Below are 17,040 nucleotides of genomic sequence, written 5' to 3'. Positions count from 1 at the left end.
CCAGTAATATTTCTATAGGTTTACTATTTATCATTTTCAATCCTCCGGATTTTTTGGAATAGTAAAAATAAATTTAGATCCTTTATCCAATTCAGATTCCACCCAAATACTCCCACCATGCCGTTCTACAATTTTTTTAGATATGGCCAGTCCAATTCCAGTTCCAGGATACTTGTCTTTACCATGCAGCCGTTTAAACACTTCAAATATTTTTTCTGAGTATTCTGGATCAATTCCAATTCCATTATCTTGCACCGTAAAAATCCATTCGTCTTCATTTTCATCGGAATTTATATTAATAACTGGATTTTCTTGCCTTTTGAATCTAATACTATTGCCAATTAAATTTTGAAATATCTGAGACATTTGTGAAGGGTCGGCTTTAATTTTAGGCAGTTTTTCATAGTTTATCTGAGTATGGTTTTCATTAATACTTACTTCCAGATTTTTCAAGACTTTATCTAAAATTTCGTCCATATCAATGAATTCAAATTCTTTCCCTCGAGTAGTTACCCTAGAATAAACTAAAAGATCATTAATCATCTTTTGCATTCGATTAGCACCATCAACAGCAAATGCCATGAATTCATGCCCATCTTCATCCAGTTTGTCTAAATATCGGCGTTCAATCAACTGCAAATAGCTGGAAACCATTCTTAATGGTTCTTGCAAGTCATGAGAAGCAATATATGCGAACTGTTCTAATTCAGTATTGGAGCGTTTTAACTCATTTAATTTTTGATCAAGTATTTTTTCATATTTTTTTCTTTCATTAATCTCTTTTTGAAGATTTTTATTTAATTGTATCAATTCTAAAGTTCTCTTTTCTACTTCTAATTCTAAATTATCTCTGGAATTTTCTACTTCTTGGTGGGCTTTTTGAATTTTTAGATCGGTTTTATTCAATACCTTAGTGTTTTGCCAGGTTAAGATGAAGGTTAAAATAATGGTGGAAAGGGCAAATAAAGAAATGGCAAATGGCCCCTTATATAATCCATAATTTCTGCCCTGGACCAGCAACCATCCCACAATTAGCGTGAGTAATATGGGTGGTAAAAGGATTCTTAACGCATTTTTACTTCCTAAAAGGTCGCTATTGAATGTCTGCATGATGCCTTTATCTGGTCGGGCGAATATAAATCCTAAAAATAAAATTAAAAATGCACTAGCAGCATATATGGCTATTCCAGTAAATGAAGGGATTTTATAAAGGTATGAAACATTATAGGCAAATCCCAAGAGTGCCATTATGGCCATGGACCCCAATATTAACAGTAAATACTGTCCTGGTCGATGCCCACTTTTAGTCTCGTAATCAATAAAAATAGCACTTAATCCGGCCAAAGTCAATCCTATGGATGCTGAAAATGCCATACGGTTGGGACTTGATGCTAAAAATGCTCCGGGCGCTTCTTTAAATAATATTTGGTCTATAAATAAATTAATTCCAGATAAATATTCAAAAAGCGTTAAAAAACCAATTAGAAATACTATAACTGATAATAACTGTGATAATTGCTTATTTGATTTATTATTCCTTTTATCTTGTAGTAAGTATAGTGCAAAACCAATTAAAACAAAACCCAATCCTGCATTGGCTTTAATGGTAGAAAAACCATCACCTGGACTTAATAAAATATTAATGTTGAAAGCCCAACCTAAAATGACTAGAATACCAAAAGTGATTATAATTAAGCTAATTAGCTCGGAAATTGATTTTAGCTTGAGGGAAGTATTTTTTGCATCGGACATGTTAACCGACCTTATTCATATTAAATTATGCATCAGATAATACTTATATTTGCTCATAATCTCCAATTTAATTAGATTAAATGCTTTTTTGAAACTATTTATAATAATTTAAGAATTAAAACACAGTATTGAATTAAACTGAAAAATTAGAATATAATTTAGAAATAAAGTAGAAACAATTAATTTATTATTAGTTTATTGACAATATATTCATAAGTTTAAATATAATCATGATAAAAAAATAAGACTAGTTATTTATCATGATAATCTGGAGGATAATCGATTTTCAATGATGAAAATTGATTTAATATGTCTTTAAAAGAATTTAAAAACTTTTAATTATATTATGGAGAATTTACAATGTTGAATAATGAAAATTCTACAGAAAATAATCTGGAAAATGCTAAAAATAAAATTTTAGGCATGCTGGATGACTATTCTTTGAAAGAAATTTCAGATGTTGTATATGAAGAAACCAGGGCCCTTACAAAAAGTAAAAATTGTTATGTGGCTTTTGTTGATCCAGAAAATAAAGACAGTGTAGGTATTTCGTTTTCTCACCTAACCAAGGGGTGCCAGTACTATGCAGATTTAGGGGAAGCAAGATTTAAAATCCGAAAGGATGGAACTTACGGTGGCCTTCTAGGTTATTCTCTGGATACTGGAAAATCATTTTTTACCCATAATCCTAAAAATCACCCGGCAGCACATGGATTGCCGTTAGGACATGAACCAGTGAGCCAATTTCTTTCAGTGGCAGTTAAAAATGAGGATGAAATTCTGGGACAGATTGTAGTGGCCAATCCAGAGGAAAATTATTCTCAATATCACCTGGAAATCACTGAAGAAATAGCTAATGTTTATGCCACGGTTTTAGAGCAATATTGTCTGGGAAAAATTAATATGAGGTAAATATTGTATTTCTTTATATTTTATATTAATTAGTTTATATTAATTAATAACTAAAAAATTAATTTAATTAATAGTACTTTACTGTTATTTTGCTTACTTTTATTAAAATCTAGATAATTCAAGAATTTAAACGAAAAGGAAGAACAGCATAATTCCCATGGCAAGCAAAAAAACTAGCATAATTACAACTACTTGAATTAGTTTCGTTTTCTGATTTTTATTCATATAATTTCCCCTTTTCTATAGTAAATACACTAAAAACTGAGTATGAATTAAAATTTGAATTAAAATTTGATATTAAAAAATAAATAATAAATATAGATTATTCTTCAATAACCCTTACTTTTTCCATAACATCTTTTTCCTGAATGGAATTGACTACACTCATCCCATTGGTCACTTTACCAAATACGGTGTGTACTCCGTCTAGGTGTGGTTGTGGGGAGTGAGTTATAAAGAACTGGCTTCCTCCAGTGTCTTTACCAGCGTGGGCCATGGACATAGCACCTCTAACATGCTTATTTTCATTTATTTCACATTTGATGGTGTATCCTGGGCCTCCTGTACCGTTTCCTTTAGGACATCCTCCTTGGATTACGAAATCTGGGAGTACTCGGTGGAAAGTTAATCCGTCATAAAATCCTTTATTAGCTAGTTCTTCAAAATTGGCCACAGTATTTGGAGCGTCTTCTTCAAACATAACCAGTTCAATATTTCCTTTTTTAGTTTCAATAACAGCTTTTTTCATTTTATTCACCTGATTCAGATTATATTTGTTTAAAAATATGTTAATTAATATATTTTAGAATATGTTGTATGTCTGGACATTTATTATTTTTAAATTATTTTCATAATTTATAGAGATTGCTTATTTTCACTATTTTTAATAAGTTATGGATAATACTACGAAGAAAATTATAGCAGCACTTATTAATAAGCGAAACCAACTAAATATAAAATTGCCGGTTACAAATGGTATTTAAAAATTTGTGACTACTTCCTAATTAATATAATGGGATTAACTAATAAAGTGCATTAGCATTAATTATAAGCATTGATGATTTAAATCCATGCTTAAGTTTTATTAACCGATTATTTAACAATAAATAGGGCAATACCATTTATAATTAGTTTTTAATTAAGAATATCAGGTGATATGATGAATACTCAGGAGATCATGGATTTAGATAAAAAATTCGTCATGCAAACTTACGGTCGCCAACCTCTGGCCCTTTCTCATGGAAAAGGAGCTGAGGTATGGGATGTGGAAGGAAAATCCTATCTTGACTGTTTTGCAGGAGTGGCAGTGAACAATGTAGGCCATGCCCACCCTAAAGTGGCTTTGGCTATATGTCACCAGGCCCAGAGAATGATTCACTGTTCTAATGTTTACTACACTCAGGAACAGGTAGAATTAGCCAAGTTACTTACACAAGTATCTCCCCATGACAGAGTATTCTTTGCCAATAGTGGTGCCGAGGCCAATGAGGGAGCCATAAAATTGGCCCGAAAATACACGGGAAAAGGCGAGATCATATCCACTGATAATTCTTTTCACGGACGTACTCTGGCCACAGTAACTGCTACTGGTCAGGACAAATATAAGGAACCATTTAAACCACTTCCTGGGGGATTTAAACACGTCCCCTATGGTGATATACAGGCCATGGTTGAAGTCATAACTGAGGATACTGCAGCAATTATACTGGAACCTATTCAAGGTGAAGGGGGAGTAATTGTACCTCCAGAAGGTTACTTGCAAAATGTACAAAATATTTGCCGCCAGCGAGATGTTTTACTGATTATGGATGAAATCCAGACTGGATTTGGCCGTACTGGGGAAATGTTTGCTTCCACTTTATTTGGAGTGGAGCCGGATATAACCACTATAGCTAAGGCCATGGGCGGCGGATACCCAATTGGTGCTGTACTAGCTAATGAGCGAATTGCTACTGCATTTGAACCAGGAGACCATGGATCAACCTTTGGTGGAAATCCATTAGGTTGTGCTGCTGCTAAGGCAGCCATTGAAGTTATACTGGATGAAAATCTGGTTCATCAATCTCAAGAATTAGGGGCTTACCTTAAAGCAAATCTAGAACAGATGGCTTCTAAATATGAAATAGTAAAAGAAGTACGGGGTAAAGGCCTAATGATAGGCATAGAACTCACAAAAAGTTGTGGAGATGTGGTTACTGCGGCTCGAAAACAAGGCGTTCTAGTAAATTGTACTGCAGATACGGTTGTTCGATTGTTACCACCTCTAATAATTACTAAAGAACAATTAGATGTAGTGGTAAAGGTTTTGGATGCGGCTCTGGCTAAAATATCTTAAAATCACAAAAACATTTATTCTTCAATTTTTATTTTAATTTTCTATTTTTAATTCTTATTTTAGATTTTTCGGCTGTTATTAATAGGTTTTATAGATAATTCAAAAAAATAGATTAAAGTAGATAAAATTCCTAATTAATATAAATTAATTAAATATCTTTTTCATCTAAAAAGCTTTCAAACCAGTTAGATAACTTTAGAGTCTTTATTTTGTCTAAACTTCTCCATTTAAATTCAGTGTGTTCGTCACTGATTTTTAAATCTCCAGAATTCACTTCTACAGTCATTATTACATGCACGGAATGTATGTGGGGAAGATCCTGCTGAGCTATACCTACTGCACGATTCAGGGTGATATCTAAATTGGTTTCTTCTTTGATTTCTCTTATCATGGCCTTATCAAAAGATTCTCCTGGTTCTACTTTACCTCCTGGAAGTTCCCAGCACTGAGGATTACTTCGAGAATCTGGGGCACGTTTTAAAATAAGAATATTGTTATCAGAATCTTTTATTATGGCTCTAACTACCAGTCCAAATGGTTTATCTGTCATTTTATTCTCCTGAATTCTCATTATTAAATGGAAAATGATGCTTTTTAATTATAAATCCCTATTAAATGTCATATTTTTTAATCCATTGTCCACTAATTAATTTTATTTATACATATCATTTATTTTCTTTTCGGGCTTATTTATGATGATTCATATTGATTTCAAATATTTTATATTTTTTTAAATAATTTATACTTTAAAAATAATAAATATATGCAAAGAAGCGTAATTATGGAGTTTGCAGAATTAGTGGAGAAAAGATTTGCGGCCAGAGCATTCAGTTAAAAGAAAATCAAGGAAGATAAAATAGACTATATCTTGGAGAACTGCCTCAGAATATTGTGCCCACGAAACTCATTGTTTTAGGATAATACTCTAGAAGAACCATCAGCAAAAATAAGGTTCCCTAAAGAAGAAATAATGCTTTAATTTAGTTACTTATTTTAATATTTTTCTTTTTCCATTTTTTTAGCATTATTTGGTAATGCTATTTTATTTTTAAGATCCATTAGATGCGTTTTATGTATAATAACCTTTCTTCATTACTCTATTTAAGTCATCTAAATATTCATTTAATTGATTTATAAATTTAAATAAAATGAAAAATAGAAAGTTGATGTTAACTTAAGTTTATTTGGAGGATTTATAGATGGTTTTCGATTTAGAAATTAGCGAAAAAGGCAATCTAAGTATTGGCGGTGCCGACGCTACAGAGATTGTCCGGGAGTATGGAACTCCTTTATATGTTATAGATGAGAATAAAGTGCGAGAAAATTACCGTCGAGTTTACGAGGCTTTTTCCAAGCATTATGATGATTTTCAAATATTTTACGCCTGCAAAGCCAATACCAACCTTTCTGTGCTGCGTATTTTAGAACAAGAAGGTAGTGGCATAGATGCAGTATCTCCTGGAGAAATTTATACTTCTTCACTCACGGGATTTGATCCTCAAAGAATCCTTTACACTGGAAACAATGTAAAAGATGAAGAAATGGAGTTTGCCATAGAAAGTGGTGTTAGATTAAATGTGGATTCTGTTTCTCAGCTTAAAAGACTGGCCAAAATCGTGGATCCTAAAGGTTTTAAAATATCTTTCCGGGTAAATCCTATGGTCGGGGCTGGCCACCATGAGCATTGTATCACTGGTGGAGAAATGAGTAAATTTGGAATAATGGAAAAAGAAGCTGTGGAAGTATATAAATTAGCTAAAGAGCTTGGATTTGATCCGGTAGGTATACATACTCACATTGGATCCGGTATTCTGGATCCAGAACCATTCAAATTAGCAGTAACCACTCTCATGGATATTGCAGGTGATATTGCAGAGAATGCTGGAGTTAAATTTGAATTTATAGACTTTGGTGGGGGACTGGGAATTCCTTATACTCCTGAAGAGGATATACTGGACATTGAAACCTTTGCCAAAGAAATCACGGATTTATTCAAGGAAAAATTGGCTCAATACAATCTGGGAAAACCAACCATGTGTATAGAACCTGGAAGGTATATAGTAGGCGATGCATCTTACTTACTGGCTAAAGTAAACACGATAAAACAGAGTTATCGTAAATTTGTAGGAGTAGATGCAGGATTCAATACTTTGCTGCGTCCGGCCATGTATGGTTCCTATCACCACATTGTGGTGGCTAACAAACCTCAAGCAGAAGCAGTGGAAGAAATAGACGTTGCTGGAAATGTATGTGAATCAGGAGACCTTTTTGCCAGAGATAGAACTCTTCCAGAGATAGAAGAAGGAGATATAATCGCTATTATGAATGCCGGGGCCTATGCCTTTTCCATGGCTTCTCAATATAATTCACGGCCAAGGCCAGCAGAAGTACTGGTAAAAGATGGTGAAATGGATTTAATAAGGGAACGAGAATCTATGGCTGATGTTTTAAATAAACAAATCCTTCCTGCAAGACTTTTAAAATAAATTCATAAAATATGGGGATAATATTATTGACGTATTGGAGATTATAGGGAGATTATAAAATGAGTAAAGTTAACATTTTATTTTCTAAAATGCACGGTCTAGGAAACGATTACGTGGTAATTGATGAGATTGAGAGTGAATGTGTTAGTGAAGATAAAAAAAGCGAACTTGTGGTGGAATTATGCCGCAGAGGATTCTCAGTAGGTGCTGATGGAGCAATATTTGTAGCACCTGCTACGGGAGAAGGAGATATAAAATTCCGTATATTCAATGCCGATGGTAGTGAAGCTGAGATGTGTGGAAATGGTATAAGATGTTTTTCCAAGTTTGTTTATGATAATGGGATTATTCGCAAGGAAAAAATGGATGTAGAAACCCTAGCCGGAATTAAAACGGTTGAGATGACTCTTTCGAATGGGAAAGTTGAATCTTGCAGGGTTAACATGGGTAAAGCCACCTTTAAAACTAGTGAAATACCTATGGATGTAGCAGAAGATGAATTTGTAGATAAATTACTCAAGGTAGAAGGACAACCCATGCAGATGACAGCTTTAAGTGTGGGAAATCCTCATGCCGTTATATTTGTAGATAATGCTGGTGAAATTGACCTTGATAAATGGGGCCCGGCCATTGAGAATCATCCATCATTTCCCCAAAGAACCAATGTGCACTTTGTAGAAGTGGTTTCTACTAAAGAAATAATTATGGCTACTTGGGAACGAGGAGCAGGCCCTACTTTGGCCTGTGGTACTGGAGCTACTTCTTGTGTCATTGCAGGTAATAAACTGGAAAAATTAGCAGAAAGCGTACTGGTGCACTTACCTGGTGGAGAACTCCAAATTGATGTTTATTCTGAAGAAAACGAATTAGGGGCCTTCATGGAAGGAGATGCTGTTTTAGTATTTGATGGAATAATGGTTATGGATGTTTAAATCGACTTAACCATTAAATTCTTTTTTTATAGCACAACTCTTTAAAATTAATAATAAAACAAGAGCCTGAATTTTTAACCAGTTTTATCTCACCATCAAGCTGCTTAACCAGACTATTTATTAATTGCATTCCCAAAGTTTCAGTATTTCTGAAATCAATTTCTTCGGGGAAACCTACACCATCATCACAAATTTTTAAAATATATTCTTCGTTTTTAGGAGCCATTTTTATTTTTATGTTTCCTTTAGACTCTTTAAAACCGTGCTTTAGGCTGTTGGATATTAATTCATTTATCATTAATCCGCAGGGAATAGCTGTTTCTATATTCAAATAAACATTTTTAATATCAATGTGTATTTTCACATTACCTGGAATTTCGATATAGCTATTTATAAGGCTTTCTGAAAGGTTTTTTACGTATTCTCCGAAATCAATATGATTTAAACTGATGGAGCCATATAATTTCTCGTGAATCAGGGCCATAGATCGTACACGATTCTGGCTTCCAATTAAAACATCGTGAGTTACATCATCTTCAATATACTGGCTTTGTAGATTCAATAAACTGGAAATTATCTGTAGATTATTTTTAACCCGGTGGTGAATTTCCCTTAGAAGTACTTTCTTCTCCTCTAAAGACTCCAGGATTTTGTTTTCATTTCCAACTTTTTGCAAGGCAAGGGTGTAAAAATCAGCCAGCCTTTCCAAGGCTTCCACATCATTTTGGGTGTAATCTTTTTTAGAATTGGAAACTGCAATTTGACCTACATTTATTCCATCATTTAAAACAGGAACTGAAAGAAATCTATTGATATTTAGGTGGCCTTTGATATTTTTAAATAAAGGGTGGTGAGATGCATTATTAGTAAAAAAACCCTCGTTTTTATTAAAGCTGTGGCTCATTAAACTACCCTTCTCATTTTCACCGGTTCGGATAATTGGTTTGGAAAAATAATAGTTATCGGGAACAGGTGGCATCATAGAAAGAATCAGCATGTTTTTAGTTTCAGGAATTATCTCGCTTACAAAACCAGATGTACTATCCGTTAATTCCATGGCCTGGGCCAAAATAACATATGCAATATCTTCCAAGCTGGTTTGGGAAGAAATTAATGGTGCATAAATTTTATTTAAAGATTCATTGACTTTTAATTCCCATTTAAGTCGATTATTAGCACGGTTTCGTTCACTCACATCTATTAGGGAGAGTAATGATTTTTGAGCACCAGGAATTATACTGGCGGTCGTAAAAACGTCTTTAGATTCCTGTTCATAGTCTAAAAACTTGAATTCATAGTTCCTGGGAACGGAATCTGGATCCAAAAATCTCTGAGATTGATAACGGCCCATTATTTTCTGGTAACTGGGATGTACAAATGAGGTACACTTTAATTTGCCTTCAATTTCCTCTTTGGGAAGCCCATAAAGCTTTGCGAATTCAGAATTAACCAGAGAAATCGTTTTATCTTTTTCAATAATAACTGATGCGGTTCCCGTGTTTTCAAAAATAGTTCTATAGTAATGTTCGGTTTCATTTAAATGTTTCTCAGTCTTTTTGTGATGACTTAAATCTCGAGTAGTTACAATAAAATACTGAAATTCGCCATTTGAATCCATAACTGAATTGGTTTTGGATTCAACCCACAAGTAACTACCATCTTTTTTTATTAATCTATGTTCAAAACTAACTATTTTGTTTTTAAAACAAAGATATTTTTGTTTTTGCTTAATTAAATCTCGTTCAGAGGGAGGTATTATATTATACACGTTTTTACCTGTTAATTCCTCTGAAGAGTATCCCAGGAGTTTTTTGATATAGGGGGAGATATAGGTACATATTCCCTCATAGTCATGAGTACATATTATCTCCGTAGCATTATCTGCCAATAGATGATATTTTTCCTTTTCTTGGGATAGTATCTGCTCTGTTTTTTTCTCTTTAGTTATATTTCTTAAAAATATGGAAATTTCATTGGAATTAGGGATTATTCTGAAATAATACCATGTTTCATGGGGGGGCTCTCCAAAATAAGCATCAAAACAAACTTTTCTTTCGCTTTCAATTGATTCATAATATTTTTCTTCAAAAAAAGATCCTTTTATTCGGGGGAATGCTTCAAAAATGTCCATTCCCATGATTTCGTGCCGACCTCTTTTTAAAATCTCCTCAGCAGCACTATTAAAATAAACAACTCTCATTTCAGCATTTATGGATAAGAATCCATCACTGGTACTTTCTAAAATTTTTTTTATTCTCTCTTCAGTCCCTACCAGAGCTTCACGAGATTGTCGCTCCCTTAATTGAAGATTATAAACTCTGTCTTTTAGTTTATTTATTTCTTGATGTGCATCTTCAAGATCAAAGGGATTATCTGTAATAAAACCACCTCTAAGGTGAAATAAAGAATTAAAATTATTTTTTATTCATTATTTCTTATTTGCGATAAATAATAATTGATAAGAAGTTAATATAAATATTTATAAATTAATCTCTAAAGTCAAACTTATATATTAAGAATAAATTTCGAAAAATAGATTATAATAAATAGATTAAATGAATAGTAAATTAATTTTATAGCACGATTATGTGATTATAATAGATGGGATGTAAAAAGGTACTAATTGTCTAAAATAATTTTGAAATTAATTAATAACCATTTAATAGGGGTTCTTCTAGATGTATGAAATTAAAATACAGAACAAGATCACAGAGGCCCAGATAATCATAGACGGTTTTTTAGATATTTTAAGAAAAAATGATTCGGAAATGGGGCTTAAAATATGTCAAGAAAAAGATCTGACCATGCACTATAAAAAAATGAGCAGTATAATAAAATATATGGAGCGCATGGACCCACCTTGGGAATTTAGAATGGCTCACCCGGGAATTATTCTAGCATTGACCAACTATCGCTCGGCCATAATGGAACTGCTTAATTACTGTCATGATAAGGATCAAAAGCACCTGGAATTCATGCTTAATTTAATGGAACAAGGTTGTCAACTAATGGAAGAAAATGAGCATCATATGTTGAAAATGAATCGTGAAGACGGAAAAGTGAGGGAAGAAAGATTCAAAAACAAATGCTTTATTGCCACTGCGGCCTACGGAGATTTTAATGCTCCAGAAGTGATTAGTTTAAGGAATTTCAGGGACTATTACCTTCTTAAAAGAATCTGGGGCCGAATTTTGGTTGAAATTTATTACCATACCAGCCCTCCAGTTGCTGGCTATTTAGAAAATCATTCTAAATTATCTAATTACACTAAGAAATGTTTAAACAATCTTTTAAAATATATTAACCGACAAAATAGGTATTAGATCGCGGAATCAAGTATTTATTATATATTTAGATAGGATTTATTTTATTTAAAATTATTTTTAAGAATATTTGTATATTTAAATTATATTTAGAAAAAAAAACTTACCAAAAAGGACAAACAATTAAAATCAGGAGAAAAACCATGAAAGACCAAGAAAAATGGAACTACTTTGACCAGGGATTAGACCTGTTTGACGAGGAAAAATACGATAAATCATTAGAATTCTTTGAAAAGGCCTTAAATATGGACCCTATCTTTGAAAACGCCATTGCCTATAAATCATTTGCTATCACTGAATTAAAATCATTGGATGAATCTTTAGAATATATTGAAAGCCAGATAGAAGAAAATCCAGATATAGGATCATTATATTATCTTAAGGCCAATGCACTTTCTGATTTAGAACAATTTAAAGAATCAAATGATTACTTTGATATGGCCATTGAAAAAGGCTTTGAAGAAGAAATTACTTATTATGCTCGAGCATACAACTATTTAGGGCTAGATGAATGTGATCAAGCCATTCCCTTTTTTGAAAAACATCTGGAAATCAATGTGGATGATGTTCAATCGTGGTGTGAAATGGGAAACTGCTTAAATTCCCTCTCAAAATTTGAAGATGCCTTAAAGTCTGCAAATAAAGCTATTGAAATGGATCCGGATTACTATTTGCCTTATTCCTACCAGGGAGTATCCTGGATGGGGCTGGAAGATAATGAAAAAGCATTAAAGTGTTTTCAAAAGGCCTTGGAACTAAATCCTGGTGATGAAATTTCTATTTTAAATATGGAGAAAATTTTAAAAAAATAGAATAAATTAATGAGATTTAAATATTTCAGGACACCCTATCCTTTTTTATCTATTAAAATATTTAATTAAATAATTCTCTATTCTTATTTTTTGTTGATAACTATTTTAATAGTATTTAATAGAAATTAAATTCATATCGTGGGGTTATTTTAATTAATTGTAATTTTAGATGAACTTGATTACTTAATATATTAATTTATTTATATCATTATAAGTTTTAATATAATAAAATAGAGACCTTACTATTATCTTATTTTGCTGAAACTTTATTTTCAAACCAGTGAAATTTACACTTTTTATTTCAAAAATATCATTTACACATAAAATTTACCATATAATCATAAGGAGAAATAAATTGACCAATAATCAAGCTAAAAAACTTTATCAAAAGGGAATAGAATTATTAACCTATGGAAAGCCCCAGGAGGCCATGAATTATTTCCGTGAAGCTGTAGATGCAGATCCTTTCTGTATGGAGGCCCAACTGGAACTGGGATACATTTTAGGAACTATGGAAATCTATGAAGAGGCCTTAAAATCATTTAACAATGCTTTAAAAATACAAAACTCATTTCCCGGCCTATTTGGTCAGGGACTTTCCCTTTTCTTATTAGAAGATTATGAAAAATCTCTAGATTCATTTTTACAGGCCCTGGAGATTGGGGAAAATGAGGATATCTGGTACTATAAGGGCGATTGCCACCTTATTTTAGGGGATTATGAAAACGCAGTTAATTCTTTTGAAATCTCTCTTTCCATGGATCCTGACTTTGTTGAGGCATGGAATGACTTGGGTGTGGCCTATAGCATAATGGGACAGGATGAACGGGCCATAGAATGCTTTGAACAGGTATTGGGGATTGATAATTACTATGAAACAGCTATTTATAATCTAGGTTCCACTCTAGCTGATAGTGGTAATTATGAGGATGCTTTGGGATATTTAAACCGGACCATAGAAATCGATCCAGAAAACTTCAAGGCACTCTTTTACAAGGGTAATGTTCTTTACTTCCTGGAGAAAGAAGAAGAAGCAGTAGAATACTTTAAAAAAGCTCTTAAAATAGACAATGAACAGAAAGAATTGTGGAATTATTTGGGCTATGTACAGTTTAGCCTGGGTCAAAATCACGAAGCCCTTGAATCATTAAAAGAGGCCATTAAATTGAATAATGATTATTCGGCACCTTATTTAAATCTGGGAAATGTTTACCTGGATTTGGGTAAAGATGATCTGGCCTTAGAATCCTTTGAAAAAGTCCTGGAAATTGAACCAGATAATGAGGAAGCACTTTTTTATAAAGACAGCTTAAAAGATGATTGGGATTAAGTAATAGTCCAATTTTTTACTAAAGTACCTAAAAAGAAACGATTGGAATTAAATAATAACAATAATCTAATTTAAATAAAATTTAAATAATATTAATCAATTTAAGAGGAGATATCTTGTCAGATAAGTCTAAAACATTCTTTGAAGAAGGAAAAAAATATTCAGAATCAGAAAATCATGAAGAAGCAATTAAATCATTTCAAAAATCCATAGAAATTGATCCTGATTTTCAAGAGGCCTACAGTGAACTGGGGTATGCGCTAGGCAATGTCGAAAAATATGATGAAGCACTGAAATCATTTGAGAAGGCTTTAAAAATTCAGAACACCGCTTCTGCTCTTTATGGTCAGGGCTTGACCTTGTATTACATAGAAAATTTTCCTTTAGCTATCGAATCCTTTGAAAAGGCTTTAAAAATAGATGAAAGTGAATGGGCAAATTATTATCTCTCTCGCTGCTACTTTAACCTGGGAGAATATGAAACCGCACTTGAATACCTGAATAAGGCACTAAATATCAGCAATGATTTCTTGGAAGCCTGGAATGATAAAGGAGTTATTTACAGCATTCTCCAGAACGATCAAGATGCCTTAAAATCATTTGAAGAAGTTTTAAGAATTGATAACACTTATTTACCAGCTATTTATAATTTAGGAACTACTCTGGCGGATATGGGTCGATATGATGAGTCCCTGAAATGCCTGAACCGCTTAATTGAAGTGGATGGGAACAATTACAAAGCTCATTTCTACCGGGCCAATGTTTTATTCCTCATGCAAAAAGGTGAAGAAGCTTTGGAATCATTTAAAAAAGCTATTGAACTGGATAGTGAACAACCCGAGGCCTGGAATTATCAGGGATGTGTTCTGGCCAGTATGGGAAATAACGATGATGCCATAGAATCATTGGAAAAGGCCATAGCTCTTTATCCAGAATACGAAGCTGCTTATATGAATTTGGGAGTGGTTTATAAAGGTTCTGAAAATGAAGAAGAAGCATTAAAATGTTTTGAGAAGGCCTTAGAAATTTCACCAGATAATGAAGATGCTTTGAGGGAAATAGGGGAATTAAAAGACAATTAATTTAATTAAATTTTTTTCTTTAATCTTTTTTTTCAATAAGAATATTAAATACATCTTTTTTTAGAGAAAGCTCTTTTTATTGTTTTATTTTTATCATAGATTTCTACTTCAATTTTTTGATGATAACTCATTTGTTTTTTATCAAAATTACTTTGTTGATAAACAAATTTTATAATCTTCTTTAATTAATATAATATGGGGTGAAAATTATGATTATAGCAGTATCAGACTTGCACTTGGGATATGAAAAAGCAGACAAAGAAGATTTTTTAAACTTTTTAGATGGTTATAATCCCGGAGAAATAAGTCGCTTAGTTTTAGTGGGGGATGTTTTTGACTTTTGGAGAGAGGACAATATTAACATAATTAAAAATAATAAGGAAATACTCTCTAAAATCTCTTCTCTTAATATTCAGGAAGTAAATTACATTATTGGAAATCACGATTATTATCTCTATTCTCTGGCTCAGAGATATGGAATTCAGGATGGGAACCAGTACTTTTACGGCCCGTTTGTAGTTTCTAAATCCCTTCGATTGGAAGATGGAGGCGAAAACTTCTATTTTATTCATGGATATGAATTAGAAGTCTTTTCTTTTTCTGAAGTTATGAGTATTGATATTTATGAGACCTTTTCTAAGAATATGGGTCTAAGCGGGGACTTAAGTGGTAAAGCATCCAGTGAATTGTGGGATGTTATTCAAGCAGGCAGCAGTATCTCTGGAAAGGTTAAAGATCTCCTGGAAAAAGTCCCGGAAATTCTTTTAAAACATCCCTCTAACTCAGAAAGGAATGTGGAAAAACTATGGGATCTGGCTAATTCAAAGGCAGCGCGCTGTATGTATTTGGGAATGGATCCAGAAGAAAAGCTAATTTTTGGACACACACATAAACCCTGTATTTCCAATGATGTGGTGAATACTGGGGCCTGGATGGATGGTAAAAATAGCTATTTAGAGATTTTGGATGGTAAAATGGCCCTTAAAAATTTTCCAGGTGATGCGGAAATTTCTTCTTGCCCACCTACAGAATAAATTAATTTTATTTTTTGGGAAAATATATTTTTAGAAAGATTAACACTTACTATTACAAATTTACTATTCTTTGAGAAAACCACTTATAACTACTATTTCTTCAAAGAAAAATCGTTCGCTGGCACTTATTTCTACTTTAAAACCCATATTTTCCAATTTTTGACAAGTTTTTTCATTATTAGAAAGGGAAGACTGTACCAGCTGTACTATTCCTTTATTATTTAAGTAATTTCTAACTTCATTTAAAAAGAGATCAATCACCCGCCGTCCATCTACGCCACCGTCCCAGGCAGCATCCAACTCATCACCTATAATTTCATCTTCTGTACTAGGTAGATATGGAGTATTAAATAAGATTAGGTCGAACTTTTCACCTTGCACCGGTTGAAAAAGATCTCCCTGGCGAATATCCATATTTTCTACCTCATTAAGCAAAGCATTGGTCTGGGCACATTTTATGGCATGGGGATTAATATCGGTGGCCACTACTTTAGAAGCGGTTTTAGAAGCATTCAATGCCACTAGGCCAGTTCCAGTCCCTATTTCTAATACAAGATCTCTTTTATGTACTATTAAATTGTCAACTAGAAGAAATGTATCTTCTGCTGGGGCATAAACCTGTTTGCAGGTTTCAAATTTTACATGGTTATAGTCTGGCATTTTAAATTCTCACAATTGGCCTGGAATTAAATAGACTTAAATATATGTATCAAAATTCTAATTCCATTTCAAATCCTTCTTTAGCAGCAGGAAGGCAATCTAAAATACTTCCCAGTCCGGATAAGTGAAGATTTAATGCTACAGCACCCTTTACTTCTTCCCAGCTAGCACCCATTTTTCGGGCCATGGCTGTGTGGATTTTAACTCCATCGAGGTTTTTATGTGCAGTTTGTATGGCAATATTCACTAGTTGCTTGGTTTTAGGATCAAGACCTGGAAGATCTTTTTGAGCCTTAACTAACTGGTTGAAATTTTCAAATAAAGATGGTAGTTCTTCTTTAAAAAGTTGATAGGAATTTTCACTCATGTACTTATCTCCGCT

Annotated in this window: 15 protein-coding genes; 9 read left to right on the top strand and 6 right to left on the bottom strand. The window is 33.0% G+C overall.

The window, feature by feature from the left end:
- Nucleotides 1-36 precede the first annotated feature (36 nt).
- A complete protein-coding gene (locus tag Q7I96_10815) occupies nucleotides 37-1,752 on the bottom strand; it encodes an ATP-binding protein (protein ID MDO9628093.1) in 1,716 nt (571 codons plus the stop codon).
- Between the two features lie 360 nt (nucleotides 1,753-2,112).
- Here Q7I96_10815 and Q7I96_10810 point away from each other — a divergent pair, with 360 nt between their 5' ends.
- Nucleotides 2,113-2,664: a GAF domain-containing protein gene (locus Q7I96_10810; GenBank protein ID MDO9628092.1), complete on the top strand. Its 552-nt coding sequence runs from the start codon at nucleotides 2,113-2,115 to the stop codon at nucleotides 2,662-2,664.
- Between the two features lie 322 nt (nucleotides 2,665-2,986).
- On the opposite strand, the gene Q7I96_10805 is transcribed toward Q7I96_10810, so the two are convergent.
- Nucleotides 2,987-3,412 (bottom strand): peptidylprolyl isomerase, encoded by a 426-nt coding sequence (locus Q7I96_10805; GenBank protein MDO9628091.1) that lies wholly within the window; start codon nucleotides 3,410-3,412, stop codon nucleotides 2,987-2,989.
- 411 nt (nucleotides 3,413-3,823) lie between these two features.
- Between Q7I96_10805 and Q7I96_10800 the strand changes: the two genes are divergently transcribed.
- On the top strand, nucleotides 3,824-4,999 hold the full coding sequence (locus Q7I96_10800) for an acetylornithine transaminase (GenBank protein ID MDO9628090.1): 1,176 nt from the start codon (nucleotides 3,824-3,826) through the stop codon (nucleotides 4,997-4,999).
- Nucleotides 5,000-5,147: 148 nt separating this feature from the next.
- Here Q7I96_10800 and Q7I96_10795 read toward each other — a convergent pair whose 3' ends face one another.
- Nucleotides 5,148-5,549 carry an NUDIX domain-containing protein gene (locus Q7I96_10795; GenBank protein MDO9628089.1) on the bottom strand — a complete coding sequence of 134 codons (402 nt, stop codon included), beginning with the start codon at nucleotides 5,547-5,549 and terminating at the stop codon, nucleotides 5,148-5,150.
- 649 nt (nucleotides 5,550-6,198) lie between these two features.
- On the opposite strand from Q7I96_10795, the gene lysA reads away from it, so the two are divergent.
- Nucleotides 6,199-7,485 (top strand): diaminopimelate decarboxylase, encoded by a 1,287-nt coding sequence (lysA, locus tag Q7I96_10790; GenBank protein MDO9628088.1) that lies wholly within the window; start codon nucleotides 6,199-6,201, stop codon nucleotides 7,483-7,485.
- 59 nt (nucleotides 7,486-7,544) lie between these two features.
- On the top strand, nucleotides 7,545-8,417 hold the full coding sequence (gene dapF / locus Q7I96_10785; GenBank protein MDO9628087.1) for a diaminopimelate epimerase: 873 nt from the start codon (nucleotides 7,545-7,547) through the stop codon (nucleotides 8,415-8,417).
- Between the two features lie 13 nt (nucleotides 8,418-8,430).
- Here the strand turns inward: dapF and Q7I96_10780 are convergent, their stop codons facing one another.
- Complete coding sequence (locus tag Q7I96_10780; GenBank protein ID MDO9628086.1) at nucleotides 8,431-10,629, bottom strand: PAS domain S-box protein; 2,199 nt, start codon at nucleotides 10,627-10,629, stop codon at nucleotides 8,431-8,433.
- A 466-nt stretch (nucleotides 10,630-11,095) separates the two neighbouring features.
- Here Q7I96_10780 and Q7I96_10775 point away from each other — a divergent pair, with 466 nt between their 5' ends.
- From Q7I96_10775 to Q7I96_10755, 5 genes are all read left to right on the top strand, one after another.
- Nucleotides 11,096-11,740 (top strand): CFI-box-CTERM domain-containing protein, encoded by a 645-nt coding sequence (locus Q7I96_10775; GenBank protein MDO9628085.1) that lies wholly within the window; start codon nucleotides 11,096-11,098, stop codon nucleotides 11,738-11,740.
- 143 nt (nucleotides 11,741-11,883) lie between these two features.
- Nucleotides 11,884-12,552 carry a tetratricopeptide repeat protein gene (locus Q7I96_10770; protein ID MDO9628084.1) on the top strand — a complete coding sequence of 223 codons (669 nt, stop codon included), beginning with the start codon at nucleotides 11,884-11,886 and terminating at the stop codon, nucleotides 12,550-12,552.
- A gap of 355 nt (nucleotides 12,553-12,907) precedes the next feature.
- Nucleotides 12,908-13,882, top strand: a complete 975-nt coding sequence (locus Q7I96_10765; GenBank protein MDO9628083.1) for a tetratricopeptide repeat protein — start codon at nucleotides 12,908-12,910, stop codon at nucleotides 13,880-13,882.
- Between the two features lie 116 nt (nucleotides 13,883-13,998).
- A complete protein-coding gene (locus tag Q7I96_10760; GenBank protein ID MDO9628082.1) occupies nucleotides 13,999-14,964 on the top strand; it encodes a tetratricopeptide repeat protein in 966 nt (321 codons plus the stop codon).
- A 209-nt stretch (nucleotides 14,965-15,173) separates the two neighbouring features.
- Nucleotides 15,174-15,998: a UDP-2,3-diacylglucosamine diphosphatase gene (locus Q7I96_10755; GenBank protein MDO9628081.1), complete on the top strand. Its 825-nt coding sequence runs from the start codon at nucleotides 15,174-15,176 to the stop codon at nucleotides 15,996-15,998.
- A 63-nt stretch (nucleotides 15,999-16,061) separates the two neighbouring features.
- Here Q7I96_10755 and Q7I96_10750 read toward each other — a convergent pair whose 3' ends face one another.
- Nucleotides 16,062-16,658 carry a class I SAM-dependent methyltransferase gene (locus tag Q7I96_10750; GenBank protein ID MDO9628080.1) on the bottom strand — a complete coding sequence of 199 codons (597 nt, stop codon included), beginning with the start codon at nucleotides 16,656-16,658 and terminating at the stop codon, nucleotides 16,062-16,064.
- Nucleotides 16,659-16,707: 49 nt separating this feature from the next.
- Nucleotides 16,708-17,025 (bottom strand): carboxymuconolactone decarboxylase family protein, encoded by a 318-nt coding sequence (locus tag Q7I96_10745; GenBank protein MDO9628079.1) that lies wholly within the window; start codon nucleotides 17,023-17,025, stop codon nucleotides 16,708-16,710.
- Nucleotides 17,026-17,040 lie beyond the last annotated feature (15 nt).

The sequence above is a fragment of the Methanobacteriaceae archaeon genome, assembly GCA_030656015.1.
In the GTDB taxonomy this organism is placed as follows: Archaea; Methanobacteriota; Methanobacteria; order Methanobacteriales; family Methanobacteriaceae; genus UBA349.
The sequence above is the reverse complement of the archived record's forward strand: the minus strand, read 5'-3'. Positions and strand labels throughout refer to the sequence as shown.

Bases quoted from the DNA above. Each gene is read 5' to 3' on its own strand.
- Q7I96_10815 (MDO9628093.1), bottom strand. From the start codon at position 1,752: ATGTCCGATGCAAAAAATACTTCCCTCAAGCTAAAATCAATTTCCGAG.
- Q7I96_10810 (MDO9628092.1), top strand. From the start codon at position 2,113: ATGTTGAATAATGAAAATTCTACAGAAAATAATCTGGAAAATGCTAAA.
- Q7I96_10805 (MDO9628091.1), bottom strand. From the start codon at position 3,412: ATGAAAAAAGCTGTTATTGAAACTAAAAAAGGAAATATTGAACTGGTT.
- Q7I96_10800 (MDO9628090.1), top strand. From the start codon at position 3,824: ATGAATACTCAGGAGATCATGGATTTAGATAAAAAATTCGTCATGCAA.
- Q7I96_10795 (MDO9628089.1), bottom strand. From the start codon at position 5,549: ATGACAGATAAACCATTTGGACTGGTAGTTAGAGCCATAATAAAAGAT.
- lysA (MDO9628088.1), top strand. From the start codon at position 6,199: ATGGTTTTCGATTTAGAAATTAGCGAAAAAGGCAATCTAAGTATTGGC.
- dapF (MDO9628087.1), top strand. From the start codon at position 7,545: ATGAGTAAAGTTAACATTTTATTTTCTAAAATGCACGGTCTAGGAAAC.
- Q7I96_10775 (MDO9628085.1), top strand. From the start codon at position 11,096: ATGTATGAAATTAAAATACAGAACAAGATCACAGAGGCCCAGATAATC.
- Q7I96_10770 (MDO9628084.1), top strand. From the start codon at position 11,884: ATGAAAGACCAAGAAAAATGGAACTACTTTGACCAGGGATTAGACCTG.
- Q7I96_10755 (MDO9628081.1), top strand. From the start codon at position 15,174: ATGATTATAGCAGTATCAGACTTGCACTTGGGATATGAAAAAGCAGAC.
- Q7I96_10750 (MDO9628080.1), bottom strand. From the start codon at position 16,658: ATGCCAGACTATAACCATGTAAAATTTGAAACCTGCAAACAGGTTTAT.
- Q7I96_10745 (MDO9628079.1), bottom strand. From the start codon at position 17,025: ATGAGTGAAAATTCCTATCAACTTTTTAAAGAAGAACTACCATCTTTA.